The following is a 22,579-nucleotide window of genomic DNA, read 5'->3' as shown; positions in this document are numbered from 1 at the left end:
GTCACTAATGGACGATCGTCCATTAAATGTTGCGCCAGAACGGTCTTTCGTGTCAATCTTCCTGTGAGAAAGACTTGAGTGATGCTATCAAGGAAATGGAATTATTGAATAAAGTGGAAAACGTTAGAGGAAGAAAACGTGGCTCGAAACGTGATCCAGATGCCAGTAAGCAACTTCTGATCAAGGCGACTCTGGACTCTATCGCGGATATTGGAGTCACCGATACGACGGTCAGCTGCATCTGCGAGCGTTCTGGTTTGTCACGCGGAATGATCCATTTGCATTTCGGCGGGAAGGACAATTTGCTGACGGCAGCAGCCCAGCATTTCAGTGCCCAATATTATTCCGAGATGGACAAAATGACCGATCTGGGCTCGGATGCATCGCCCGAAGACCGAGTGATGGCTGTGATCGAGGCGGATCTGTCCGAAGCACTGCTCAATCCAAGAAGTACAAAAATCTGGCATGCATTTCGCGGCATCGCGAGCTCACACCCAGGCATTGCCCGCTACAGCAGCACTCAGGATCAAAAACTTGTCGAGACATTGCGGCTTGCGTTTAAGGAGATAGCTCAAAAAAACGAGCGTGACCCAAACTTGGTGGACGATGCCACTGCCGGAACGCTGGCTTTGCTGGAAGGTATGTGGGTCAATTACCTAACAGATATGCAGGGTTTTTCACGACGACGCTCTGTTGATCTTATCAGACGTTTCTTGTGCGGACTTTTCCCCGAAAAATTTAAATTGTGAGATTTCGGGACGCTCAGATTTGAGACAGAAAAACAGCATGTTCTTGGAAAGCCGACTGCTGGTATTGGCGAATTCCCCGGCGTCTAAATGCAACACCCCCGTGCATTGGACGAAATCCAACGCCCGCTTTCCCCCGAAGAAAGGTTTCCATTGCACGTGCAGCGAAAGACCGCGTTCCGCCCAAAACGACAAATGCTGCGCCCGTAGCCTAAGTCGCCTTTGGGCTCGAAGCGATCATTCGCAGAATTTTCGCGAGCGTCTGTTTTGCGGACGAAGCCGCCAATCGGTCTCTTAGTGCAAGAGGTCGCAATCGGCCCTTAGCGGACTCTTGGGTCACACACCGGGAACGGCAGTTTTCGGAAACACAGCAAGTCGGCAAGTTGAGCTACATACGCTGAACACGCAGGTTTCTGTTCATCAAGCCGCAGACTGTTGTAACCAGGCAGGTCAATTCACTGCCTGACCAGGCACCGCTTCGACAACCGGCACGGACGCCGGGCATCGGGAATGCGCGCCGAAAGTCATTGCGGGTCAAAGATTGATCCGCAGCCTCAGGCCGAACACGGTCGGGTCCTGATCGTTGAAGCCCGGGTTGATCAGGTGCTGGACATCCGCCGTCAGGGCGACATTGTCCGACAGGTCCAACCGGTAGAAGGCTTCCATCGTCGTCTGGGTGTCGAGTGTTTCATCCACCGGGGCAGCGACCGTTGCGCCGAACCCGAACAGGTCGTCATAGAGGCCCGGCCGCCATAAAAGACCGGCATTGGCCGCACGCCGGGCGATCGGCGCCTCCCCCTCCGACCAGCCGAAACGTCCGTAGATCATGAACTCCTCGTTTATCGTGTGGTTGGCTGACAGGATCGCCCCGTAACTTTCCGGCAGGCCCGCCTCTGCGCGTTCGTCGACGTGAAACACGCCGAGGTGAACGTTGGTTAGAAAACGCTTCGAGCGTTCGGGGGTCCATCCGATCTCGGCGTATTTGTAGAATTCGGGGCCACCGGGGAACCACTCGACATCGGTCAGCGAGCCGTTCGTGTCCGACAAGACACCGAGGGCATAGATCTGGTCGGTCAGGAAACCGCCCCCCGCGATTCCGAAGCCGGGATCGGGGAGCGGCAGGACCGGGCTGAACAGGATCGAGAAATTGGAAAACGTGGTGCGTGGGTTCACGTAGCCGAGGATGTCCGAGTAGTCTCCCGGATCGATCCGGCCGGCCACGAAGCCGGCCCGCCCGCCGGCGAGAGTCTGGGACCAGTAGGCGACGGAGAGGGTCGTGTCGGTGTCACTGAAAGTCGTTGCGGTGACGCCCGCATAGCCGATCTCTCCGGCAAGCCCTCCGGGCGCAATGTCTGTGCCAAGCAGGTGGCGGTTCTCCAATGAGAAGACAAGTTGCCCGGGGTTTTCACCACCGCGGTTGAGCAGCGTCCACTGGCCAAGAATGCGGGCCTGGCCCAAAGCGGCTTCTTCGATATCGGTCAGGCTCTCGGTCGCAGACTGATAATAGGCCTGGTAATCGAAGGAAAGGTTCAGGCCGGTGCGTTCGGCAAAGCTTTGTCGCGATGCCTCGAAGGGGTCCAATGCGGCATCCAGCCCCGGCCAGCGAGAGTCCTGCAACCGTCGGATCCGGTCCTGCTCCAGTTGGGCCTGCGTGGAGGCCGGGCCACCCAGCGAGACTGCGGCGGCGGCCTCCAGGGCGGAGGGTGGCGGGCTTTCCTGCGCGATGGCTCCGCTTGAGACCCAGAAGCCAGCAACGATGACCGTACCGAGAAGCCTTGCCTGTCCCATGTCAGTTCTCTCTTGTTGCTTTTGGTTTTCTTCGGCCTGTTTATGCAAGTATCGCCAGAACCACATCCCGACCGGACTAGAGAACCAAGGCCGACAAGGTGGCGGTAATCATGGCGGGCACGCCGTCTTTCCATGTGTCCCAGATCAGGTGGCAGCCGATTGCGCCAAGCGACGTGCCCAGAAGGGCGGCGGCCCCGAGCGGCCCGAGCAGGCTGCCCTGAAACCAGATCGCCACCGCCCCAAACAGCTCGACGACCCCGACAAGCGCCATGATCTGACGATTCAGCCCGTATTTGACGAACATCGCCAGTTGCGTTTCGAAGATGAGTTTCTGCCAGCCAAGGATCTTGATCGAACTGGCGAACAAGAAGAACGCGGACAGCAGGCCAATTGCGATCATCAACATGAGTGTCGCCGGCCCCTGCGGGCATGGTTGAATATCATCTGGTGTTCCATTCCCTGTTCGTCCCCTGCTCGGGCGATCAATTGACCGCCCAACGCAACACTTTCGCAGCCTTGGAGAAGACCTACCCGCCCCAGTTGGCCTCGTAGACGCGCATGAGGTTTTCGCCCATCAACGCGCGGATCTCGGCCTCGCTCCAACCATGCTCGTCTTCCAGAACCTGCGCGACAGCCCAGGCATCGGCGGGCGGCGCCATTTGCGTCGGCAGGCCATAGCCCTGCGCCGGCGGGTATTTCTCCGGGTTGCTGATGATCGGACCGAGGGCGACACCGTAGTTCTCCACGTAGTCAACACCGAAACATGTCGCCTGCTTGCCGACCATCTGGCCGATATAGTCGATATGCTTGGCTATCGCCTTGGGGGTGGCGTCCCCTTGCGGATTCAGGAAGCCGCCAAGGAAATTGACACACACCACGCCGCCGGTTGCCGCAACCGCGCGGATGGCCGCGTCCGTGACGTTTCGGAAATTGCCAAAGAGCGCATCAGAGTTGCTGTGAGAGATCATCATCGGCTTCGCGGTGATCTCGGCGGCGTCAAGGCAGGTCTGCCAGGAGGAATGCGAGCAATCGACGATCATGCCAACACGGTTCATCTCGGCGACGACCTTGTAGCCCAACTCGGTCACGCCGTTATCGGGAATAGCCGGATCGTTGGCGACCATGCCGGCGGAATAGGCGCCGGTCTGGTTGTAGCTGAAGTTCATCTGCCGGATGCCGAGATCCCAGTATCTTTGGACGTTTTCGAGGTTCTCATCCAGCATGTCCATGCTCTGGGAATTGAGCATGATCGCGACCTTTCCGGCAGCCTTGGCATCCCGCAGATCCTGAACGGTCGTGGCAATCACGAAGCGCTCAGCGTTCTCCTCGACCCATTTCTGCATCACGTCGATACGTTCCAGCACCGCGAGCGCGCCTTCCGAGCCGTTCGAAATTGTCGTGCTGAAGGCCGCGAACCCGGACCCCTCGTAATGATCCGCAAGGCTCTCCCAATCCTTCAGCAGGAAAGCAATACTCTCGAACCCCGGCGATCCGACCGCCAACGCGTCGATCATGAAGGCGTCGGCATAGCGCTCCCGATATGCCAGATCGCCCCTACGCGCCTCATCGCCGCGCGGGTCGGCCATCTCGACCAGTTTTTCGATGCGGGCGGCGATCTCCTCGTCGCTTGGCGCGGATTGAGCAATTGCCGGGCCACCCAGAACCACCACTGCAAGAGCAAGCCCTGTTGTTCGTTTCATTGTGTCGTCCTCTCCGTCGTCTTTCGGTTACTTGAGATCGTCCTGCGCCTTGATCTCCTGCACCCGTTCGAGGGCTTCGGCCATGTCGGCGCTGCTCATCAACTCGATCATCTGGTATTCGGTCAGCAGCCCGTCGCCGAGGCGGCTGACATAAAAGGCCTGGATGAAGGTCGGGTCGTCCGGAAGGGCCACGGTGATGTAGTTCTTCCCGTTCCCCAGCCCCCAGTAGTAGCTCAGAAGCTCTCCACCGAGCGCCTCGATCCCACCTTTCACCGAGGCCGCGCGGTCTCCGGGATTGGCGATCTGCATCTCCCAGGCGGCGCTGTTGGAAGTGCCGATGAACAGAAAGGTGCGCATGTTTGCAGCGTCTTCGGCGGTGGCCATCGAGCCGCAGAGGGCCATGAGAGTACCAAAGGCGAGATGTTTCACAGTCTGTCCTTTCCCGGATACTTGTGTCGGATGAAAACGCGGGGCGGACGAGGGAGACCGCCCCGTGCTCACCTCAGTCCAGCGTGTTCTTGTAGATCACGCCGTCCTTCATGATGACCTTCAGGTTGGGATCAGGATCGGCCAGAAGCAGGATGTCTTCGAGCGGGTTGCCATCGACCAGCAGGAGATCCGCGTAAGCGCCTTCCTCGACCACGCCGAGCGGGCCATCCTGGTACGGGTTGTTCAGGCCCGTAAGCCGGTTCATGCGGGCGCCGTTCGATGTGGCCATCCGCAGAATGTCAAAGGGTTTGAACTTGGCCTCGTGCAGGTATTTGAACTCGTCGTTCATTTTCTTGTCCTGCTCAAGTGTCTGGTCCCAGTTGTTGATGAGATCGGTGCCTAGCGTGTAGAGGTCGATCATGCCCGGTGTCGTCTGGATCACCTCGATCATGTTGGCGGCGGCGTCACGGACGCTCTTCCATTTGGCGAACGAGGCTGGCGTATAAAACGCCTCTGCCTGCTCGGTTGAAACCGAGTAGACCGGTGCTACCGCAGTTGCGAACATGACTTGTTTGTCGACCATCTCTTCGGCCACTTCGGCAGTCAGAAACGGGATGTGCTCGACGGTTTTTGCCCCGTTGTCGATACAGTTGCGGATCGCCTGTTCGGTGAACACGTGGCAGGTCACGTAGGTGCCCCATTGCTCGGCCGTTTTCACCGCCATCTGGATTTCGTCGTCTTGATATTGCAGTGAATGCAGAGGGTCGAATTCCGAGGTCACACCACCGCTGACCATGATCTTGATCTGGGTTGCGCCGCGGCGCAGGTTCTCGCGCACGGCCATGCGGATCTGCTCCGGGCCATCCGCGATGAAGCTCATATCCGTGTCGACCCAATGCAATGGACCTTGCCCCGACAGGGTAGGATGCCGGTCGTTCAGCTTACGGAAATCGGCATGGCCCGATGTCTGCGTGATGAAAGCCTCGGAAGAATAGATCCTCGGGCCGGGGAACATGCCGGTATCGATGATCCGCGCGATGGACTTTGCCGGTCCGCCCAGATCGCGAACCGTCGTGAATCCGTTCATCAGGATGCGTTCGGACCGGATCGTTGCGACGCCGCCAAGATGGAAGGGCGTGATGTTCTGGCGCAACCCGTCGCTGAGCGGGTTGAAAACCGTAAGGTGCACATGCTGGTCGTGCATCCCCGGCATGAGCGTGCGCCCGCCGCCGTCAATCATGGTTGCGTTGGGCGCTTCGATCCCGTCCGTCGAAATCTCCTTGATCAGGTTGCCTTCGACCAGAACGCTGGCGTTTTCGATCCGCGCCTCGTTCACGCCGTCAAAAACATGGACATTGGTGAACAGGGTCTGCGGCAGCGCTTCGTCCTGCGCAAAGGACATGCCTGCGGCGAGCGTCACCACTCCCGCCAGCAATGTGGACTTGAAAATATGCTTCATGAGTTTGCCCCTCCGGAAGGTTGACGGCGGGGCCAGCGCCCCGCCGAAACGTTCAGTCCAGCGTGTTCTTGTAGAACTTGCCGTCCTTCATGATCACGCGAATGCTCGGCACCTCCTGCCCGCGCGGTTCGGCATCAAACCATGTATCGACAGCGCCGATGGCCGTGATGTCTTCGAGCGGGTTTCCGTCAACGATGAGGATATCGGCATAGGCGCCTTCTTCGATTACGCCGAGCTTGCCTTCGGGATAGGGGTTTCCGCGTCCCGTCAGCGCGGCCAGCTCGCCGCCATTCGAGGTCATCATCTGCAAGGCCCAGAGGTTGCCGAACTCACGCGCCATGAAAGCCTTGGTGAAGTCCATCGACTGCCGGTACGGCACACCGGTCAGCAGCACGTAGTCGGAATCGAACACCATCTTCGGCTTGTACTTCCGCACCAGATCAAACAACTGCTCGCTGTTTTTCCGCAACCACAGGAACTTCGCCGTCGGCGGGAAGGTCGGGTCCTGATGCATCGGATGCTCCAGCGCCTCGGGCGCCAGCGCGGTCAAGTTGGGCGAGAAGAATGCCCCCTTTTCCACCAGCTTCTGCATGGTCGGCTCCGTGATGGTCAGGCCGTGATCCACCACCTTGACCCCGAGATCGAGCGCGCGCGACAGGTCGCTGTCCATGAAGACATGCATGGCGACATAGGAGTCCATGTCCCCGGCCACCTCGACGGCTGCGGCGATCTCCGCGTCAGTAAAGGCGGACTGGTAGATCGGGTCCTTGATAGAGGTCACACCGCCGCTGACCATGATCTTGAGGTAGTTGGCCCCAAGCGCAAAGTTACGCCGCGCGCCGTGGAGTACTTCGGCAGGGCCGTCGACAAGCCGCGTGATCTCCAGACGTTCAAGATTGCTTTCGTTCTTACGCTGCCCGGCGATCCCCCAGTCGCCGTGACCACCGGTCTGGCTGAGGCAGGCACCGGATGAGTAGATCCGTGGTCCGGGAAGCGAACCCTCGTCGATTACCGCACGAAGTCCACCATGTGCACCGCACATGTCGCGCACCGTTGTGAAGCCCATCGCCAGCATTTCCTGCGCAAAGGCCGCAGAACGTGCGCCGATCTCTTCCCAAGTCGTGTCCTGAAGGCCCGGGATCGTGCCATCCTTGTACATATTCACATGCACATGGCTGTCGATCAGGCCCGGCATCAAGGTGCGTCCGCCGCCGTCGATCACATTGACCTCGACCTCTTTGGTCTCGATTCCGCGTTCGGTCTGGACAGTGAAAGAATAGCCGTCGATACCGCCAACAGGGTCGGGCAGGCGCTTGCTTCCGCTTGTCTGTACCTGGACCTCCCATGTCCCGGATTCGGGAATGCCCTCTGCAATCTTGTGAATCTTGTTCTTGACGACGAGCACGTCGACATCTTTCAAGCCGTCATTCACCCCGTCGAAGACCATCACGTTTTTGAACAGCGTGACCTCTGATGGAATGTTGGGGATATCCTGCGCAATAGCGGTGGTCGTCAACGCAACTGCCATGGACATGGCCGGCAGCAACGCCTTCAGGTTGAGTGTTGTCATTCGGTGTCCTCCCAAGGGTCGGTCTTCCTGCGGACCGGTCCTCCCACTATGCACATGTGCCCCGAGATTCTTTTGACCCGCTGATCCCGTGGTGCGTTTTTCTGACCCGATCCGGTCAATTTCAGCCAATTTCTGCTTGGCCTTCAGGCGCGCGCGCCCGTAGCGTGGTGGAGAGCGAAAGGGTGATGTGGATGCCGCAAGGAGAACAAAAGGACGGATTGTCCCTCGTGCGTGCTACGGTTCTCGGTCCGGTCGTGGCGATGATGCGGCGGCTCGATGTGGACCCCGCCTTCGCGCTTGGGCTGCATGGTCTGTGCGAGGAACAGGTCCTGAACCCGGCCGCCTTCATCCCGCATGACACGGTCTATGCAGCGCTGACCACTATCGCCGATGTGACACGGCCAGATATCTGCGCATTGGCTGGGCAACAGACAGACCTGTTGAACTTCCTGCCGCGTGGCGCGCTCCTCGGCCAGTCGGTGACCCTTGGCGATTTCTTCACCCGGTTCACCCAGATCGTCTCGAAGGAAAGCAACGCGGTGTCCTTCCGGCTCGTGATCGAGGAGGAACACGCCTACTTCACCACCAGCCGCAACTTCGAACCCGAGGCGTCGCCGAGCCATTCGGACGCCTTTCTCGTTGGGATCTGGATCTCCCTGCTGCACCGCGTTCTCGACTTCAGATGGGATCCAACCCAGGTTGTTCTGCGCCTGTGTGACCCGACCCTATTGCCGGAGCAGTTTCATGGCGTGCGGGGCATCAAGTGCAACAACAGGGGATTCTCGATCCGCTTTCCGGTGGCCTGGTTGTCGCTTCCAATCAACCCCGAGGTCCTCGCGAACCACGACAATGATATCGAAGAACCGGTTCAGGTCGATGTGCCCCTGGACTACCTCGAAGGCTTCGAAATTCTCGTGCGGTCAAGGCTGTCCGATCCGGCGCTGACGGTGAGCGAGGCCGCCCGGATGTGCAGCATCACCACCAAGGTGCTCAACAAGCGCTTGTCCTCCTACGGGACAACGGCTTCCAAGGTGATCAACAGACTCCGGATGGAACGGGCCTCGGAGTTGCTCACCGGGTCTGATCACTCGATCAAAGAGATTGCCCAATTGGTCGGCTTATCCGAAACATCGGCCCTGACCCGTGCTTTCACGCGGAACTTCGGCATGTCCCCGAAAGATTGGCGCAAGAAGGAGGCACAAGAGGCCCAAATTGCCGGTGCGCCTGCAGATTAGCCTGACCCCGCTGCGACTTTTCAGCTACCGAAATCTCTTGGGACCTCGGTCGCCCAAGGTAATGCCGAAGAGATGCATGAACCGGCGAGCCCTTCGCCGGGAGCAATCGATGGGAAAGGAGACCTCCGTGCTATCCGCAGCGAACTTCCGTTTGCCGCCCTTAGCGACAAATGCTGCACTTAATTTCTAAGTCGCCTTCGGGCTCAAAGCAGTCTTTTGCTGCATAGTGCATCAAAGACCGCAGTACTGACAAAGCAGTCGTTCATCATTTGTTGCAGAAATCCGAAGTGACTTACTTAAGATCAAAAAAATCGTTCATTTGGACCGATCAATTGAGCTACTTTTCTCGACCGGTGGTGCGAACTCTGGAAGCGTAAAAACCTGTGTTGATTGCGACATACCTGCCAGCTGGTGTTGCCCCAAGGGCTCAAGCCGCGTTGCAACATCTGCTGCGAATTCCGAGGACATTACCAAAGGTGTTTTAAGAGACTTACACAGACCCTCAAGCCGGTTGACTTGGTTTACCGCAGGGCCAATCGTGGTGAAATCCAGCCTACGTTCCGTGCCGACGTTTCCATACATTACGGAACCCCGATGTAAGGCAATTCCAAATTCAATTCTGCCGCCGTACTTTTGCCAAATGATGTTCTTTTCCCTCGCGCGAGCTAAGCACTCCAACACTGAAGACAATGCGGCACGGCTCATGTCGACTGCCGGCCTCGACTTTTCGTCTACTGGGAAGATTGCCATAACAGCGTCGCCGATAAATTTAAGGATCTCACCGCCGTGATCTTCTACTGCCCCGGCCGTGCAATCAAAATAGTCGTTAATTAACGCAAGATATCTATTCAATGGCATGTCTTCTGCCATCCGACTGGAGTTTCTAAGGTCGCAATAAAACAAAATGCAGTCGATTGCCCCTCCATCGCCGCGCTCGATTACACCATCCAAGACACGGTTTCCAGAGTAGCTTCCTAGGTAGGCATCCATGAGACCTTGCGCAAGAATGCGCGATTGAGCGTTTTTTATTACCAGTGCAAGGGCAGGCATGAGTGCTCGGATATAGTTGATTTCAGAGTCGCTAAATCCGCCTATACGTCGTGTAGAAATCGACATCATAACGCCCTCCATTCCAGGCGGAAAATCCGACCATCGGCTAGCGTCATCGCGATGATAGCTTTCAAACTGAACCAGATAGTCCGTTGCGCCATCTGAACGAAGCTCTTCCAGGATCGGAAAACTGGTCTCGACCGACCCATCCTCCAATTTGTAGCGCCGATAGGAACCGCCGTTATGCGCCAAATCGAAAAAAGGTGTATTGCGGAATCCAGTTGTCGCAAGCTGGTCCCTGGGCGTTAGTTCGACTTTGGCTTGGTCGTCGCGGACCGTCCAAAGCACATTCAAAGCGCCAAAAATTGGGTGCAGGACCATGCCCCCGACGTTGATCCTAGCAACAGGGACACCAGCGGAAACCAGACGGTTGCCAAAGCCTCGCACCACATCCTCGGCCTTGGTATCGCGAAGACCGCACCCCATCAGCCAAGCAGCAACGCTATCTAAAAGTGGAGACCTGCTGAACTCAATCATACTGAGACACTTTCTTGTCTAAAAAGCGCATTGAACCAGCTCGATACTGAGACCTTAGACCGATTTGACACAATGAGCGCAGGGAGTCTTGTACCGAGCGTTCAGTCCTTTTGTATCACAGCACTGCTATCGCCTCCTAGCTTGGTGCGCTAAACAACCAGTTTCACCCCTGTGCTCCAAGGTAGGCGACGGGCTCGATGCGGCGGTCCGCCCGAATACCGCGAGCGACCGCTCTGCGGACATAGCTGCCATGCGCCCTTTCCCAAAAACTCTCTTTGCTTAACAGTCTAGCGCGTGACGGTCGCTTGACTGCACGCCCCCTATTAATCGATCATCTCTGAACTGTTTAGTGCTACTTCGAGGAAACTCTCATGGAAGCATTCGGAAGCGAAGGCCAGCGACGCATGTCGACCATGGGTGAGCATCTTATCCAGCTATTGGGTGATGACCCTCGATTTTGTAGCCATGGGCGCGGTATTCAAATTGCCAACGAGTACGGCGGGGCTTTGGATGATGCCGTTACAATGGCCCGAATACTTGGCATCACGGCGATAGAAAGCATACCGCGTCAGGAGGTGGCAAGGACGCGAGAAGTCATTGAAAGTAAAGGATTAAAAACCAACGCAATCGCTTGTTATCTTGGCGGGCTGAACTGTGTTGACATCGCTCGGAAGTTAATCGCCGAACAGGCGTTACCCGAGGATTTGACAGTACGTGTGATTGATCGCGAATCTCCACCAGAATGGCTTGAAGCTTTCGCAGAAGTCGCGATGAGCCACGGTGTTTTGCCGCCAATAGGGCCGGTTATGCGCGGAGTGTCTCGTCCCGGGTTTGCTATGGTCGTTGTTGACAGCTTAGGTTCTCCCGTTGCAACTGCGGGCTCAGTTCTGTGCCATCCGCCCAGCAGTAGGCTGCATCGTCGCGCGCAATGGGGGCAACTCTCGACCAAACCTGAACGCATGGGTGAAGGTATTGCAAAAGTCCTGGGTGCCAAAGCTCTAATACACTCGCATGAAAAGCTTGGCGCCACGGGGTTCAAGACGGGCATCGCTTCTGGCAACGCTGCCTCAACACGGTTGTGCGAAAAACTTGGCTTGGAGGATAGCGGCAGCGACATAGTCGCGATTATCGACCCGATTGTATACTCAGAAGATCGGTTAACCAAGTGACTCATCCGGTAGTCTGTGGTCGCAGTGTGTAAGCGGAACTCCCAGGAGCCTGAGCTAGACTTTTTTGAAGCTAAAACGGGAAGAATTCTAGTCTGCATTGGATAAGGTGCTGCCGTTCCGCAAAACTCAGTGTAGCAAGTATCTGCGGGACGAACCTGCAGTTCTACCCCGAGCTGCTCAACCATTGCTAAGGGCCCTCGAGCATGTACTCAGGGCCCAATAAAACAATAAGGCATACAAGCCGTTACGGTGTAAGGTCCATTGCCGCCACGACCTTTTCGTAAGGAAGCCCAGCGGTATCGTTCAATCGACGAACTTGATCGGCACTTTCACCATCAAACAAGCACATGCAGCGCCCGTCTTCGGGAGCAAATGTTGAACGAACATAGCTGATCTTGTCGCCTTCTGCTGTCATTTTCTGTGCTGTTGCTATCGCGGCTTTTTGAGCTGCACCCAAGTCATCCATGCTGATACCCTTAAGGTTTCTTTCGACCATAAAAACAGACATTTCGCTCCCTTTCCGAACAGTCAAAACCAGTGCATCTATTGCATCACGGAGCGGTGGCTCGGGGAACTATCGATACCTTATGACTTAATAACTCCAGGTTTGGATAAAAGGGTGTATCCTGCGTAATGATTGTTATTAGCTATCAGTGACGAGGTGCCCCAACATGGAGATGTCTCAGATTAGATATGTCTTGTCTGCCGCAAAGCATCTGAATTTCACCAAAGCTGCTGCAGAATGCAATGTGAGCCAACCAGCGCTTACAAAGGGCGTCAAGTCACTAGAAACCGAACTGGGCGCACAGGTTTTCCATCGGGAAGGTAGGAAAATACTGGTTAGCGACTTTGGGAAGTCTATGCTGCCGCATCTACAGCACATCGTCGACGAAGCAGCAGCTACACAAGCGCTGGCTCAGAATTTTCGTTTGCTGGAAAAAGTACCGCTGCGCTTGGGTGTCCTATCAACAATTGGGCACGTTCGCCTTGCTCGCTTCTTAGCTCAATTCGAGAAAAACCACAGCGGCTTGGAGTTGTCAGTCAATGAAGCAAGCGCGTCGGACCTAAAGAAAAAACTTTCTGATGGTGATATTGATGTCGCTTTGATGACGCTGACTGAAGAACTGGAAGAAGAGTTTAGGGCTAGACCACTTTACGTCGAAAGATATGTGGTTGTTTTTCCGCCGGAACACCGCCTTGGACAACTCAACTCAATTTCGCTCCAAGACTTATCACAAGAAAACTACGTTGACCGCTTGGCCTGTGAGTTGCGCGAGATGGTAATGTCGGTTTGTCAGTCAAAAGGCGTTGAACTGTACGCTCGCTTCAGGTCTGAGCGAGAAGATTGGGTACAAGCAATGGTTGCTGCGGGCATTGGTTTTGCCTTTATGCCTGAGTACTCGGTTACTCTACCGGGCTTGTTGCAGCGCCCGCTTGTTGAGCCAGAAGTTTCCAGAACCATCGCGGCCTTTACAGTCCCAGGCCGAAAACATTCGCCTGCACTTGATGCACTGATGAGGTCATCGCAGACATTTGCGTGGCCGGGATAAGTAACGTCAGCTTTGGGCTCGAAGCGGACTTGCGGCACCGCAGCGGTTCGAACTGTGGACTGCTCCCGAAAGCAGGCATTGCAATCGTCGAGATGACCGGGCGTTTTCAGCGTCTTCACCCAATGCGCTGACATTCAGATTTCGGAAGCTGTCGTTGGGACAATCCTGGCTCGCCAACCGCTCAGAGCCCTAAGCAGCCTCTTTTTGAGACCGTCTCGAATGGTGCTTATGGATCGCCATACGTGAATCTGATGATGCACAAAAAGCCTATTCAGCTAAGACTGGTGCGATTTCATCCCGTTCATCGACTCGTCTTCGAACCATCTCAGCAATCAAAATGCCAGCCGGCGCCGATCCCCAAATGCAAATCTGGATCGCGAGGGCTTCGATGTCGCGAAACAGCGGATCGATGACAAAAAGTAGAACACGAAACAACCAGAATGATCCCCACATCGAACCAACAAAGCGCCACATCCAGATACGGTGCTGGGCTGTATCCTGTCGTCTTATTGCCAGTATTCCCATAACAGCGGTGGCATAGACGAAGATAGACATTGAGAAAAAGCCCCATGTCGACAGGGCCCCGCCGTACTCTCCAACAGGACCGTGTTGGGCCGCGAGTATCGCAGCGCAACCAACACCAACTGTCAGTATCCCAAAGCTGATGCGCCCAAGGATCGCGTGGTTCGCCCCCCGACCACCGGGAAAGAACATTTGTACGTGCATCAGCACAAAAACAATGGAATTGCAGACGACATGCCCAAGCAGCAGAGCCGATCTCAGCTCTGGTCCATTCGCAAAACGATCATAAAAGGCAACGCCCCACGCAGGATGGTTTGTGAATGTGTTGCCCCAGACAGAGCAGGAATTGTCTGGGCACGTGGAGACGGCAGCGGCACTCACCGGATCGCTCAGTCCCAAATTGATCAACACGTCATAGATACCGACAAAGTTAGCTATGGAGGCCGCGGGGCCGTAAATGACGTATCCGGCGTTCAAGTACAGCATCAGCAGAATGCCAAAGAGAAGTACGGGCACGAACTTTCTCTTCATGACCGCATGAACAGCCAGACCCGCCCATATTGCCAGACCGACGAAGACCGATATCACACCCAACGGAACCGCCATTTTGCCCTCCCCGAACAATACGATCGTTTAAAAGGCTCGCACAATGGGCGTCCGCGGCGCAATAAATTTTGCGATCGGAAACTCGCGTAGCGAGGACGAGCGCGTTTTACGATCCTCCCAAAATGCGCGTCTCGAACAGGAAATCCTTGAGCTTTTGCTCAACAAGAGGTCCGGACGTCGTGTTTGCATCATTCAGTTTCACCGTCACGCAAAGCCCGCGTGGCCCTCCAGCCTCCACCTGCACATCGGCATTAGACACCTGAAGTTCGTCACGAAGCAGATTTTTCACGACCAGCTTTGCAGCATCGCATCGCAGGCTGGGTTTGAAAATCTTGCCCACGGACGTCAGGGGGATCTCATCAACAATTTCAATGATTTTGGGCCATGCCGGTCTTTCGTCGATGGTCTGCCGAGCATGTTCCATGAGTTCCTCGACCGTAACATCATCCGGTGTGTGGACCTGAACAAAGCACATGGGCAGTTCTCCGGCATAAGGATCAGGCATCCCGACCGCAGCGGCCAACGCGACAGCGGGATGGGTGCTCATCGCGTTTTCGATCATGGCCGGATCTATATTATGACCGCTTCTAATAATGAGGTCTTTCGAACGGCCAGCAACGTACAGGCAGCCATCAGCGTCTTTGTATCCCAAGTCGCCCGAGTTTAGGACACCCTCGTCGAATACCCCAGTGTTGAAGCTCGGTTCGCTGTATCCTGGAGACACGTGGGAGCCTGTAATTGCAATTACACCAATTTCGCCGACCTCGCATTCCTCTCCCAGACGGCCATCGCTTTCCAGCTTCAGAACGTCGACTCTTGTGTATGGCAACGCCCAACCCACTGAGCCCGCAGTACCAGAACCACCCAGTGGGTCGATACTGATCAGTCCGGACGCTTCTGTCATGCCAAGAATTTCGAACAAAGTGCAGCCCGTGACCTCCTTGAAGCGTTGCCCGACGGCGGGTGGAAGCAGTGATGCGCCGGTTGCACCCGCCCGCACGCCCGAGACGTCATTATCACCAATCGGTGTCTGCAGGATCGCCCCAATCGCGGTTGGAACACCTCCGACAATCGTGACTTTGTGATCTGCGACAAGCCGCCAGAAGCTTTCGACCACCGATGGATTACGCAAACCCGCGGGCGTCATCACAAGCAGCTCTACGCCTGCCATGAAACAGCTGAGCCCGCCCACAATCGTGCCGGCGACGTGGAAAAGCGGGAACGTGGCCGTAAAAACATCATCCGAACGAAAACCACACATAGCTGCGCCCCCGAAAGCTGCAACCAATTGACTGCGATGCGTGTGTGCAACAAGCTTTGGAACGCCCGTTGTACCCCCGGTGTGAAAATAGGCCGCCAGATCAGAACCGCTCCGGGCCTTCCCAAATGCCAGGTGATCCTGTGGTTGGTCAGACAATGCCTCGGTGAGGTCAATCACCCCGGCTTCAGCAGGCGTACCCGGGGGAGAAACGCGTACCAGCACGAGGTCCGGGATTTGCTCCCTCAATGCCAAAGCTTTCTGCCAGATGTCAAGTTGTGGGTGTGGGCCAAGAGTAACGAGGATTTTCGCCCCCGACGCTTTGATAAGCTCTGCTATGCTCTCAGGCTGCAAAAGAAAGTTTATGGGCACAGCGTAACCAGCCGTTTCTGCGCCCCAAAGCGTGACGTGTGTTTCAACCAAAGCGGGCAACATATACGCCACGCCCGGTGCCTCCCCTCCAATCTCGGCAAAAAGATTTGCTGCGCGCCGGATCTGCCCAAGTAGCTGGCCGTAGGTGACACGACGAGGCTGCTCATCTGGTGCTCCGGTCATCAACATCGTCAGTGCAACAGCATCGGGATCACGCTCAGCACTGTTTTCAAAGACCTCCAAGATGCTTTGCTCGGGCAACCGTTCGTCGAGCGTCATCTCGGCTTCGAACTCGGCTATGTCGTCGCGCGTCCTGATCGGACGTGTGCCCAGATTAGCCATGGGGTCTCCTTCAACTCTACTAAGGTTGTTTCCGAGCTTTGGCCGAAGAACAGGATTTTGCAACTCCGATGTACGTGCTGAGATCCACATGCTGATCGAGTAGGCTGCGGAATCCAGCTATTTACGAATTTCCGGTGTGTCCGCATGTGAGACATAGAACTGGAGCGTAGCTAATGTCCGGATTGGATTTCGGTCGATTTGCGTGATTTGGACGTCCGCTTTCGGGAAATCGCGCTGCATTGCCGCGAGTATTTTTGCGATCTGGTTGGTGAGGGCGCGCGATGTTTTCTGCATCAGCATCCGGCAGCTAAGTCCGCAAAGCAGACATTGAGTTGAATTCAAACAACGACTGCTTCGAGCCCGAAGCGGACACAGTTTCTTTGAAAGAAGATCGAGCATTATGCGGTATCCAAAAAAACCGAGCGCGCGATACAGCGAACCTTACTGGGACTTCGCTGGGATGTTCTGCGAATAGTCTTTTCACTCGTCCACAACACGAAACTCACCGGAAGGCGCATCAGTAGGTGGTTCCTCAAACTCATTGGAAATCAGACCGCGGCGGATGAGTTCTCTAATGGCGGCCGCTCTGGATGGCAGTCTGTTCTCGAACCGCCAATCATCAATGGCTTTAAGCTCTTCGAGGTCGAGCATCAGTTGCAGTTTTTCCGTGCGCTTTGGCGGTCGATTTTGATCAGACACTGGCATGACCTCAGTAGCTTACGTCAGTTACTCCAAGCATGTATGGCAATGGACCTGTGTGTCTACATCAATCTTGGCATGTTGTGCCGGATACCCAGGATCATGAAGCGCCCCATGATGTGTCGGATACCTAAATTAAGTATATGATTTTATTTGAAATTTTATGAATTGCTCTTAGGTTTACTCCGCAAGCAACGAAACGGAGTGAAAATGATACAGCAAGTCTTAAAGTCTGAAGTTCAGGAAGAAACCAACGACACAGGCATCGACAAGAACGCCTGGATCGCCAACGCGGTGACGGAAGTACTGGCCGATACCATGGTCCTGATGGTGAAAACACAAGGCACACATTGGAACGTCGTGGGCCCGCTATTCCTGCCGATCCATGAACTAACAGAGCGTCAGTATCGCGACCTGTTCGAAGCTGAGGATGAATTGGCCGAGCGTGTGCGTGCGTTGGGTCAGGTGGCACCGATCTCGTTCACGGACATGGTTAGCCAAGCCAAGCTGACCGAAGAAGAGACGGTTAAAGATGCAGAGGGCATGATCAAACAATTGGTCGCAGACAACGAAGCGATTGCTCGGAACCTGCGTGAGACTGCCGCGACCGCAGCCCGTTATGGCGATGGAGCTACAGAGGATCTGATGAACGCCAGGATGGCGAAGCATGAGGAAGCTGTCTGGATGCTCAAGGCAATTGTTGCGGCCTAATTGGCGGCTCCCCTCGATTTGAACCAAGGTTTGCGAAGAAAGGAAAAACGATGACACGTGTTGGGTACGAGAAAAAGGCACAGCTGCAACTGGATAGTTGGAATGCCCAGATTGATGTTCTCGAAGCCAAGCTGAAGGTGGCCGAAGCGGACGCCAAACTCGAGCTCGAGGAGCAGCTCAGCAAGCTCTACAAGGCAAGATCTGACGCAGAGGCTCAACTGAATGATTTGAAGTCGACTAGCGACGAGGCCTGGGAAGATGTCAAAAAGGGCTACGAGGCTGCATGGGGCGATATGCAGAGTGCTTTGAAAAAAGCGGCCGACCGGTTCTCGTAGAGCTGTGTTTGTGAACAAAGCTCGTGTCGTAAATGGAGACCGGAATGCAAACACCTAGAGAATTAGTGAGGTACTTTCGTGGGTTCCTAACTATCCCTGCCGCCATTAGTCTTTCAGGGCTTTTGGTGGCTGGGATTGTCTTCAAGACGGAGCAAGCGCTCGCGAGTTGGGGTTGGTCCGCTTCCGATTGGCTGAGCGTTTCTAATCGTACTGCGAGCGATATACTAAGCGCAATCTCGGCAGCATCCATGTCCGCGTTGGTCATGGTCTATTCCATTGTTTTGCTGGTCTACACCTTAGCAGCCGGATCAATTGGGCCCAGGCTCTTGCAGCGTTTTGGCGAAGACAGGGTAAATCAGATTGCAGTTGGCTCACTTGGAGCGACGTTTTTATACAGCTTGTTGCTCTTGTGGCTGATACGCGATGACACATCCGTAAATTTGGCCGTTGCGATTGGAATAGTCTATTCGATCATCTCAGTTCTTTTGCTGTTGCTCTTCGTTCATACAGTATCGACGCGCGTAACCATTGATCAGGAGGCGGCGCGGATTTCTGAGGCCTTGGATCGCCAAGTCAGCACCGCAATCGAAAACAGCGCAGATACTCCATCTTCAGAGGCAGTCCCTGAGGAGGGAGACAAGCGCCAAGTCTTGGCTTCGGGCACTGGATATGTGAATTCGATCAATACCGAAGGTCTAGTGAGTGCGGCCAAGGAAGCCGGAGCAGTCGTCGTTTTTGATGTGCAGCCAGGAGACTTTATGGTTCCATCGGACACTTTGGCCAAGGTTTATGGTGATAGTGACGAAAGTCTTAATGATCTGGTGCAAGCGGCAGCTCCGTTAATCTCCGCGCGAGATCCTAATGGCGATATCCGCTTTTCTGTCCATCTTCTCGTTGAAATCGCACTTCGGGCGTTGTCACCGGGTGTCAACGACACGTTTACCGCAATAGTCTGCATCGACCGACTGTCGGCGTCTCTGGCTCGAGCGTGGTCGTCAAAGCTCTGCACGGGTGTGTATCGGGATGATGACGGAAACGTACGGGTGGTTTACCCGTCCATCACGGCTGAGGCACTGTTTCACGACTCTATGCCAGCTCTAAGACGCGCTGCCCGGGGTAATGGCCTCGTAACGGCCGCCCTTATTCGCGCTTTGGTGCGCATCGCAGAGGCAGCTCCAGAAGAAGATTTGCTGGCTGTTGTAGATGAACTATCTGCGGTCAGAGATGAGACCCGAGAAAGCGATATGCTTGAGCGCGATATTGATAAGTTTTGTGGCGAGGTCGAAACCGCAATTGAAGGGTTTTAGTCAACCGTCCTGGACAATTGTAGTCCAGTGCGGCTGGGGGGTGGTTTGTGAGTGGGCCATCCCCCAACTTATGGAAAAGTGCTCTTCGAAAGGTCTTAGTTACATTTCAACGAAAGGTAGTCAGTGAGTGGCGAAACCAAACGGCTACTTTGTCCGCAGAACGGTCATTGCTGCACTGCGCAACGAATGACTGCTTCGAGCCCAAACCGGAAGCGGTCCTGCGCTAAAGTTCGCAAGTGCAGCAACGCGAACGCCAAAATGGTTAGCCGTGCCGCAGTGAGAAAAGCAGACGTTCAGCCCAGACGCAGCGAAAATGACTATGCGGATGTCCGAGTTGCGGGACTTTGCAGCCATCCGCATTTTTACTCCAAAGGACCGCAGACAACGAAAAGCAGACCTACAAAATCGAGTCTTAGATAGGTCCACGCGCGTGGATGGGAGACGGTGGACCCCATTCACTTGAATATTTGATTTTATGCATGCTTTCTCGTATACATATACATTATTTTTTTGTCTGGGGGCAGTCATGAGAACTCATTTTGAACCCACGATTATGTTGCATGCTGCAACCGCCTTAGCGCTTTCATTTGGAACGCAAGCAATTGGCTTTGAAGGCGAAGTGCCTCCTGATACGGTGGTCCCCGCACAAACCTACTCTCCGTTTGTTGACCGATCTTATCCTGATGAAGTTCTATTTGGTGATCTTCACTTCCACACTGAAATATCATTCGACGCAGGACTTGTTGGGACTTCTTTGAACATCCACGACGCCTTTCGCGTGGCCCGCGGTGAGAGGATAACTTCAAACACTGGGCAACCTGTTCAACTCATTAGGCCCCTCGATTTCCTCGCAATTACTGAACACGCGGAAATGTTGGGACTTGCGACCGCCGTTCGAGCAGCTGACCCTCGGCTTTTGGCTGACGAGTGGGGTCGTTTGACCTACGAAAGGTTCAATTCCGGGCAAGAAGGTCGAATGGAGGCGTTCGCTGATATCATCGAAATCGCATCAATCGAAGGGCGAGACCCGACCGCTGGATTGGATTTGGACGGTGACCTTTGGCAACACATCGTGGAAACGGTCGACGAATACTACGAACCCGGCGTCTTCACATCATTGGCTGGGTACGAGTGGACATCAACTCCAAGAGGTAACAATCTCCACCGGGTGGTGATCTTCGGAGACGGCGCCGATAAGACCGGTCGAACCCGCCCATTTACCTATTTTGAAAGCGAAGACCCTGAGCCGTTGTGGGATTATCTGGCTGCGTACGAAGAAGAGACGGGTGGAAGCGCAGTATCTGTTCCCCATAACGGAAATATATCCAATGGAATAATGTTCGCGCCCACAAAATTCGACGGCACACCTATGGATGCGGAATACGCCGCCAAACGCATTCGTTGGGAACCGATGCATGAGGTAACCCAGATTAAAGGTGATGAGGAAACGCACCCATTCCTGTCACCTGATGATGAGTTTGCGGATTTCGAAACCTGGGACGTTGCGAACATCTCGGGCACAGTCGCAAAGACCCCTGAAATGTTGCGCTACGAGTATGGGCGCTCTGCGTTGAAGGTCGGGCTCGAAGTTCAGCGGAAGACAGGCGTTAACCCATTCAAGTTCGGCTTCTACGGCACGACGGACACGCACACCGCGCTCCCAACCACTCGGGAGGACAACTACTTTGGTAAGTACCAACACACAGAGCCTTCAGCGAACCGTCACAGCTTTGATGTAATCCCGGCCGAAGACCCGGCATTGCGTATCATTACGGCGCAAGAATCGGCTGCGGGCCTCACTGCTGTTTGGGCCCGCGAAAACACCCGCGAGGAAGTCCACGGAGCAATCAAGCGTAAAGAGGCCTACGCTACGACCGGGCCGCGAATGCGAGTCCGGGTCTTTGGCGGCTGGGATTTTGATGCCGATGATCTGTACGCCTCGGATTTTGTATCCAACGGGTATAAGAACGGTGTGCCGATGGGCGGAGATCTTAGGAACGCGCCTAATGGGGTTTCTCCCGGCTTCCTGATCCGGGCGCTGCGCGACCCAGATGGCGCGAACCTCGACCGAGTCCAAATTATCAAAGGCTGGATCGACGAGAGTGGCGAAACCCATGAGCGGATCTTTGACGTGGCCGTCTCCGATGGCCGAGAGATTGGAGAGGATGGCCGCGCACGCGAACCAGTAGGCTCGACGGTAGACATCGAAAGCGCGACATACAGCAACTCAATCGGTTCCGTGGAGCTCGCAGGTTATTGGCAAGACCCAGATTTTGACCCGAACAACAACGCGTTTTACTATGTGAGAGTGATCGAAATTCCAAAGCCGCGATGGACCACCATAGACGCAGCTTTCTACGATATACCGCTGCCCGAGGCGGTTCCCGCAGAAGTCCAAGACCGTGCTTACACATCGCCGATTTGGTTCAGCGCCGAATAGTAAAACCAGTATTTCGACGAAGCTGGTCTTGATCAATTTCGATTCCCACGGAACACGTTGGCAGCCAGCTCCAACGGCTCGAAAGTCTCGAAAGCGCGAGGACGCCGTCTGGCTAAGTTGCAGGACAAATCAAATAGCCGTTCCGGTGCCACCGTGTCTTCTCGCTGGTAACGCCGGCAGTGGCCACACGCTGTGCTTTGCAAAGTCTGCTTTCTGCGCATTTCCGGCATTGATGCACGGTTCAGCAATTTGCACTTTGGGCTCGAAGCAGACATTCGCTGCAACTTGCTTGAACGTCTTCTTCGCGGAAAATTTTACTGAAGCGGGAAATGCGTCTTCTTGCTTCAGTTCGTACAAGTGTTGCTAATAACGCTTTTCTCCTAGGTGCGCGATACCCGAAGCCAGTAGTCGTCTTGCCTCGTAGAGTTCACGCTGACCAGACATTAGGTTTGGAGGCAGAGCGCCTATCTTTTCAGAATGCCGAATTGATATCTCTAACCTATCAGCCGCTTCGATTGCGGCTTTTAGTGCAGCCTTGATGGCGGTGCTATCAGAAATGGGCAGGCGAGTTCCAGCCATTCCTCCGTTGTCTGTCCATGACCCTCTCTTCATTTTTGTTCCTCGCTCAGGCGGCCCCATTTTGGTAGCAGTGACTTGTCAATTGCGGCGGTCGTTCTATCCGTACGTCGCATTTCCTCGACCTCCGCACGGAGTGCGGACAATTCTTCAAGCCCTTTGAGCTGGGCGTGACGAC

General features: G+C 55.2%; 19 protein-coding genes. 8 read left to right on the top strand and 11 right to left on the bottom strand.

Translation table 11 applies throughout. The features are described 5' to 3' along the window. The first annotated feature begins 74 nt into the window (after positions 1-74). Entirely contained in the window at positions 75-749 is a 675-nt protein-coding gene (locus ABWV79_RS09230; protein ID WP_353391519.1) for a TetR family transcriptional regulator C-terminal domain-containing protein, read from the top strand. A gap of 531 nt (positions 750-1,280) precedes the next feature. On the opposite strand, the gene ABWV79_RS09225 is transcribed toward ABWV79_RS09230, so the two are convergent. From ABWV79_RS09225 to ABWV79_RS09200, 6 genes are all read right to left on the bottom strand, one after another. Next, positions 1,281-2,534: a carbohydrate porin gene (locus tag ABWV79_RS09225; RefSeq protein ID WP_353391517.1), complete on the bottom strand. Its 1,254-nt coding sequence runs from the start codon at positions 2,532-2,534 to the stop codon at positions 1,281-1,283. A 76-nt stretch (positions 2,535-2,610) separates the two neighbouring features. Next, on the bottom strand, positions 2,611-2,940 hold the full coding sequence (locus ABWV79_RS09220) for a DoxX family protein (RefSeq protein WP_170356698.1): 330 nt from the start codon (positions 2,938-2,940) through the stop codon (positions 2,611-2,613). A 121-nt stretch (positions 2,941-3,061) separates the two neighbouring features. Continuing rightward, the gene (locus ABWV79_RS09215) at positions 3,062-4,234 is read right to left on the bottom strand and encodes a dipeptidase (protein WP_170356697.1); all 1,173 of its coding nucleotides are present in this window, start codon (positions 4,232-4,234) and stop codon (positions 3,062-3,064) included. Between the two features lie 27 nt (positions 4,235-4,261). Next, on the bottom strand, positions 4,262-4,663 hold the full coding sequence (locus ABWV79_RS09210; protein ID WP_170356696.1) for a GYD domain-containing protein: 402 nt from the start codon (positions 4,661-4,663) through the stop codon (positions 4,262-4,264). A 73-nt stretch (positions 4,664-4,736) separates the two neighbouring features. After that, positions 4,737-6,122, bottom strand: a complete 1,386-nt coding sequence (locus ABWV79_RS09205) for a metal-dependent hydrolase family protein (protein WP_170356695.1) — start codon at positions 6,120-6,122, stop codon at positions 4,737-4,739. A gap of 52 nt (positions 6,123-6,174) precedes the next feature. Further along, a complete protein-coding gene (locus ABWV79_RS09200) occupies positions 6,175-7,692 on the bottom strand; it encodes an amidohydrolase family protein (protein WP_353391515.1) in 1,518 nt (505 codons plus the stop codon). Positions 7,693-7,883: 191 nt separating this feature from the next. Here ABWV79_RS09200 and ABWV79_RS09195 point away from each other — a divergent pair, with 191 nt between their 5' ends. Beyond that, complete coding sequence (locus tag ABWV79_RS09195; protein WP_170356693.1) at positions 7,884-8,927, top strand: helix-turn-helix domain-containing protein; 1,044 nt, start codon at positions 7,884-7,886, stop codon at positions 8,925-8,927. A gap of 315 nt (positions 8,928-9,242) precedes the next feature. Here the strand turns inward: ABWV79_RS09195 and ABWV79_RS09190 are convergent, their stop codons facing one another. Further along, entirely contained in the window at positions 9,243-10,514 is a 1,272-nt protein-coding gene (locus ABWV79_RS09190; RefSeq protein ID WP_353391514.1) for an adenylate/guanylate cyclase domain-containing protein, read from the bottom strand. A 404-nt stretch (positions 10,515-10,918) separates the two neighbouring features. On the opposite strand from ABWV79_RS09190, the gene ABWV79_RS09185 reads away from it, so the two are divergent. Beyond that, positions 10,919-11,683, top strand: coding sequence for a hypothetical protein (locus ABWV79_RS09185; RefSeq protein WP_353391513.1), 765 nt, complete (start codon positions 10,919-10,921; stop codon positions 11,681-11,683). 244 nt (positions 11,684-11,927) lie between these two features. On the opposite strand, the gene ABWV79_RS09180 is transcribed toward ABWV79_RS09185, so the two are convergent. Continuing rightward, the gene (locus ABWV79_RS09180; RefSeq protein ID WP_170383447.1) at positions 11,928-12,191 is read right to left on the bottom strand and encodes a DUF4242 domain-containing protein; all 264 of its coding nucleotides are present in this window, start codon (positions 12,189-12,191) and stop codon (positions 11,928-11,930) included. A 163-nt stretch (positions 12,192-12,354) separates the two neighbouring features. Here ABWV79_RS09180 and ABWV79_RS09175 point away from each other — a divergent pair, with 163 nt between their 5' ends. Next, complete coding sequence (locus ABWV79_RS09175; protein WP_353391512.1) at positions 12,355-13,233, top strand: LysR family transcriptional regulator; 879 nt, start codon at positions 12,355-12,357, stop codon at positions 13,231-13,233. Positions 13,234-13,500: 267 nt separating this feature from the next. Here the strand turns inward: ABWV79_RS09175 and ABWV79_RS09170 are convergent, their stop codons facing one another. From ABWV79_RS09170 to ABWV79_RS09160, 3 genes are all read right to left on the bottom strand, one after another. Beyond that, positions 13,501-14,361: a DUF2306 domain-containing protein gene (locus tag ABWV79_RS09170; protein ID WP_353391511.1), complete on the bottom strand. Its 861-nt coding sequence runs from the start codon at positions 14,359-14,361 to the stop codon at positions 13,501-13,503. A 106-nt stretch (positions 14,362-14,467) separates the two neighbouring features. After that, positions 14,468-16,333, bottom strand: a complete 1,866-nt coding sequence (locus tag ABWV79_RS09165) for an AMP-binding protein (RefSeq protein WP_353391509.1) — start codon at positions 16,331-16,333, stop codon at positions 14,468-14,470. 480 nt (positions 16,334-16,813) lie between these two features. Next, on the bottom strand, positions 16,814-17,032 hold the full coding sequence (locus tag ABWV79_RS09160; protein ID WP_152456637.1) for a hypothetical protein: 219 nt from the start codon (positions 17,030-17,032) through the stop codon (positions 16,814-16,816). Between the two features lie 210 nt (positions 17,033-17,242). On the opposite strand from ABWV79_RS09160, the gene ABWV79_RS09155 reads away from it, so the two are divergent. The 4 genes from ABWV79_RS09155 to ABWV79_RS09140 all read left to right on the top strand — a co-directional run bounded on the left by ABWV79_RS09155 (position 17,243) and on the right by ABWV79_RS09140 (position 21,825). Beyond that, the gene (locus tag ABWV79_RS09155) at positions 17,243-17,743 is read left to right on the top strand and encodes a Dps family protein (protein WP_353391508.1); all 501 of its coding nucleotides are present in this window, start codon (positions 17,243-17,245) and stop codon (positions 17,741-17,743) included. 50 nt (positions 17,744-17,793) lie between these two features. After that, the gene (locus ABWV79_RS09150; protein WP_353391507.1) at positions 17,794-18,078 is read left to right on the top strand and encodes a sll1863 family stress response protein; all 285 of its coding nucleotides are present in this window, start codon (positions 17,794-17,796) and stop codon (positions 18,076-18,078) included. A gap of 44 nt (positions 18,079-18,122) precedes the next feature. Then, a complete protein-coding gene (locus ABWV79_RS09145; protein ID WP_353391506.1) occupies positions 18,123-19,385 on the top strand; it encodes a DUF2254 domain-containing protein in 1,263 nt (420 codons plus the stop codon). Positions 19,386-19,860: 475 nt separating this feature from the next. After that, a complete protein-coding gene (locus tag ABWV79_RS09140; protein WP_353391505.1) occupies positions 19,861-21,825 on the top strand; it encodes a DUF3604 domain-containing protein in 1,965 nt (654 codons plus the stop codon). Positions 21,826-22,579 lie beyond the last annotated feature (754 nt).

The sequence above is a fragment of the Ruegeria sp. HU-ET01832 genome, assembly GCF_040371315.1.
Taxonomy (GTDB): Bacteria; Pseudomonadota; Alphaproteobacteria; order Rhodobacterales; family Rhodobacteraceae; genus Ruegeria; species Ruegeria lacuscaerulensis_A.
The sequence above is the reverse complement of the archived record's forward strand: the minus strand, read 5'-3'. Positions and strand labels throughout refer to the sequence as shown.